The organism is Klebsiella sp. 4_1_44FAA, assembly GCF_000238715.1.
Taxonomy (GTDB): domain Bacteria; phylum Pseudomonadota; class Gammaproteobacteria; order Enterobacterales; family Enterobacteriaceae; genus Klebsiella; species Klebsiella pneumoniae.
Genome location: NZ_JH414818.1, coordinates 1 through 3611, shown reverse-complemented (window position 1 = coordinate 3611; position 3611 = coordinate 1). Strand labels below are relative to the sequence as shown.

The window sequence follows — 3611 nt, the reverse complement described above, 5'->3', positions numbered from 1 at the left end:
GGCGTGCGAAAGCCTCCGGCGCCGGCCGGATTTTTTAAAGAAGGAATGTTATAGGGGGGCAGTGGCCAGCCGCGTGTAGTTGTTTCCGCGCGACAGCAGCATGCGCTCCTGCACACGGCGCTCAACCTCACGCTTCAGCGCTTCTTTATCGCCCCTGAAGCGGCCGGTGGCGTATTCGCGGGTCAGTTGCTGACGCACGCGCGTCTCGATGTCATGACGCTGCCGTGATGCATCCCGCCGTGCAGTATCCCGCTTCCGGCCGTGAGATTTTCGTTCAGCCTGGTAGCTGCGAAAACGCTCACGCACAAACCGCCACGCTTTTGCGATCAGTTCGTCCATCTCCAGCGGTTTCAGTTGCTGTTTTTTGCGCTGCAGGTTTTCCCATTCCACACGGCTGCGGCGCGCGGCCACCACAGCCATTTCTGAAACGTCAAGCGCGGAAAACAGAGCCGGGGTGAAGGTGATATCGGTCGGGATATTACAGCCGATCTGTGGGTCATATTCCGTCTGATAGGTGATCAGCCCCAGCTCGGCCAGGAACTTCAGCGCCCGGGTGGCTCGGGTGATCGACAGGTTGCCGCTCCTGGACTCGGTGGCCAGTCCACATTCGATGGCCATATTGGTAATCGAGCGCTGCACGCGATTGGCCAGCGGATCGTAGTGGAAACACATTGCCTGCAGAAGAGCGTCAATTGCACGCCGGCGCAACAGTGGTGGCATCCGGTGACGCTTACCCAGCGAACGCAAAAACGCCACATGGATGGAAAAATCAAAACGGGACGTGAAGCCTTCGGCTTTCGCCATCAGCTTACGGCAGAACGGCAGGGTCTTTTTCCCTTCACGCGGCGTGAATACCGGATTCGGGTTTTTAACCTGTGAATAGTGATTTTGAAGGAGATCAGTCACCGCTTCCTGCGCTTATGTTGCACAGAAGGAGCGAATGACACAGAAACTGAGCTTGAAGTTTTCTGAGCATGTACATATACTCCCTGCATAGAGCAACACGTTCTATGCAGTTTATGAAGGCCCCGTTAATCTTTTCCTTCCGCCAAGATTGAAGAAGATTATCGGGGTTTTTGCTTTCTGGTCCCGGGTAGATACCTCATCAGAACCAGTTCCCTGCCACCTTACGGCGTGGCACACCCAAAATTATTCAGACCATCAACAATCTAGCACTCAATATAAACATGATCAAGAATGTGAAGTCTTTACATCTAAAAGACCGCGTTCTGTAAGCTCTCGCTCAAGGAGCCTCTCGATAAACTGGGCTTGTGTCAGACCTTCTTCTTCACAAACCGCTATCATCACGTCCTTTAGTGGGTTTTTAACAAAAACCTTAACTTCTTTATGCGTTTCGCGTTTCCGCGCAATCGCGGCAAGCTGTCTCTCACTGGCAGACATTGGCTTACCTTTCCGGTATGCACGTTTTGCATTCGCAGAGGAAGTTGTTTTATCTGCTGGACGTGACATTTATCGCTCTCCTGACACCTCAGAAATGTCTTCGGAACGGAGGATACTACAGAACTCTCAGATCCTGCAAATCAATAACTTACTTTCAATTTGCAAGAGATCCTTTCTAAGATTGTCATTTGTATTGGCGTACAAATTTCAACTAAATGAGATGCCCATGTCCTCTTGTAAGAGAGATGGAGAGTAGCCCCATCCTGAACTAAAAGTGAGTACCTTCAGGGGCAAGACTTAAGAGGTAAGATACGAGCGACGGGTGGTTCAGGCGCTTTAGCATGGACGTAAGTGAACCGTATTGATGCTCGTTTTATGGCTGAGGTGCGTTAATAAGCCCGTTTCCAGTCCGTTCCCTGCGACCAGCGGGTCGACCAGTGCTGCAGATAGCGTTGAGCAACGACTGGAACATCCCACACGACTAGCACGTTCTCTGAATTGACCCGATCGGCGGAGCGGGTGTAGTTAAAAGACCCGACTTCAATATTGCGGCCATCAGCAATGATGACTTTGTCATGCATAATTTTGTACTGCGACACTGTGCGAACCGGGATGCCGGCATTGACCAGAAGATTCATGGCCGCCAGACTCGCCTGGTTTTGCTTGCCGGTATTGGCTTTCCAGTCCAGAACCACTTTCACATCGACGCCACGCCGCTTTGCCCTGACAAGCGCGCCGGCGACTTCGGGTGAGGTAAAGGAATAGCCCATCAGCCGGATTTCCTGCTGTGCAGAATTAATAGTCTTCAGGACCAGCTGCAGAGCCGTTCCTTCCGGCGAATATCCCGTCTCGATGCTGTCGGCATACACAACCGGAAAAGGTGCAAACAAAGACAGGCTGATAAGCCCGGACAGACAACATCTGCGGAGCGTACGGTTCATTTTTTTCACAGTATTTCCTTAACGGGTGTTTAAGAAACGCCAGGAGCGGGGGAAACTGGCTTTTCCCCGTTCCCGGGGTTGGACAACGACGCCATGCGGAGGCGTCAGGATTTTGTGGTATGCCGAAGCCAGTAGCAGACGGGTCCGTCGCCGGTATCGTGGACAGAGCCATAAACCATCCATCATGGGGTCAGTTTGGAGACAGGAAAAAATAATGGATATCTAGTAATTATTCTTCAAATCCAGAGTTAAAAATGTGCGGATTCATCACCTGAACCCGCACATTCAATCTCGATTTTTTAAAACCTGGCTTACCGTTAGCAGCTCGCCATTCCTTTACGGTTTTAACAATTCCTTTCGCCGAAGAATCTTCGCCTACCTTAGGCTTGAAGATGAGGTTCCAACCAGCAGGATGCTCTGTTAGTTGGGCGAACGAATAAATAGCATCATCGTTCTCTTTGTCAGTTGGAAAATCAGCAGCGATTATTTTACTAACAAAAGGGTAATGACTCCAATTTACTGATAGTGTTTTATGTTCAGATAGTGCCCGATGACTTTGTCATGCAGCTCCACCGATTTGGAGAACGACAGGGACTTCCTGCCCAGCCTTGCCAGATGCTGTCTCAGATTCAGGTTGTGTCGCTCAATTCGCTGCGTGTAACGCTTACTGATGACGTGCAGTTTTCCCTTCAGACGTGACTCATACATCGGCCAGCCGTCCGTCATCCATACCACCACGTCAAAAACTGACAGCAGGCTCAGAAGACGCTCCAGTGTGGCCATAGTGCGTTCACCGAAAACGTGGGCTACCACCACCCTGCGTATCCTGTCATACGCGTAAAACAGCCAGCGCTGACGTGATTTTGCACCGACGTAGCCCCATTGCTCGTCCATCTCCGCACAGACAATGACATCACTGCCCGGCTGTATCCGGGAGGTTACTGACTGCGGCCTGAGTTTTTTAAATGGCGCAAAATGGTGTTGAGGCCCACGCCCATTAGTCGTGCGGTGGCACGGCAACCGACGCCGTTCATAGCCATATCAATGATTTTCTGGTGTGTACCGGGCTGAGAAGCGGCATAAGTGAAGGTGAGCTGCCATGTTTTACGGCAGTGAGAGCAGAGATAACGTTGATGCCCGGCAGTACTTTTGCCATTACGCATCACGCCTTCAGTAGCGGAACAGGAGGGACAGCAGACGGAGACTGAAGCCACCGGAGCACCTCAAAAACACCATTATACACTAAATCAGCAAGTTGGCAGCATTACC

At 51.3% G+C, this 3611-nt stretch carries 5 protein-coding genes and 2 pseudogenes; all 7 read right to left on the bottom strand.

Annotation, left to right across the window (positions count from 1 at the left end):
- Window positions 1-48: 48 nt before the first annotated feature.
- Window positions 49-906, bottom strand: a complete 858-nt coding sequence (gene repA / locus HMPREF1024_RS00510; RefSeq protein WP_004099067.1) for an incFII family plasmid replication initiator RepA — start codon at window positions 904-906, stop codon at window positions 49-51.
- On the bottom strand, window positions 899-976 hold the full coding sequence (gene tap, locus HMPREF1024_RS29755) for a RepA leader peptide Tap (RefSeq protein ID WP_014386216.1): 78 nt from the start codon (window positions 974-976) through the stop codon (window positions 899-901). The genes repA and tap overlap by 8 nt, the downstream gene beginning before the upstream one ends.
- A 215-nt stretch (window positions 977-1191) precedes the next feature.
- Entirely contained in the window at window positions 1192-1470 is a 279-nt protein-coding gene (locus HMPREF1024_RS0127880) for a replication regulatory protein RepA (protein WP_004099069.1), read from the bottom strand.
- A 320-nt stretch (window positions 1471-1790) separates the two neighbouring features.
- The gene (locus tag HMPREF1024_RS00515) at window positions 1791-2342 is read right to left on the bottom strand and encodes a phospholipase D family protein (protein ID WP_013213996.1); all 552 of its coding nucleotides are present in this window, start codon (window positions 2340-2342) and stop codon (window positions 1791-1793) included.
- 104 nt (window positions 2343-2446) lie between these two features.
- Window positions 2447-2526: pseudogene (locus HMPREF1024_RS31905) on the bottom strand (hypothetical protein); the annotation flags it as partial.
- Window positions 2527-2627: 101 nt separating this feature from the next.
- Window positions 2628-2829, bottom strand: a pseudogene (locus HMPREF1024_RS29740) (bacteriocin immunity protein).
- 29 nt (window positions 2830-2858) lie between these two features.
- A protein-coding gene (locus HMPREF1024_RS0127875) for an IS1 family transposase (RefSeq protein WP_223341593.1) occupies window positions 2859-3556 on the bottom strand; the annotation gives its coding sequence in 2 pieces (ribosomal slippage) (window positions 2859-3307 and window positions 3307-3556; 699 coding nt in all).
- Window positions 3557-3611: the final 55 nt, after the last annotated feature.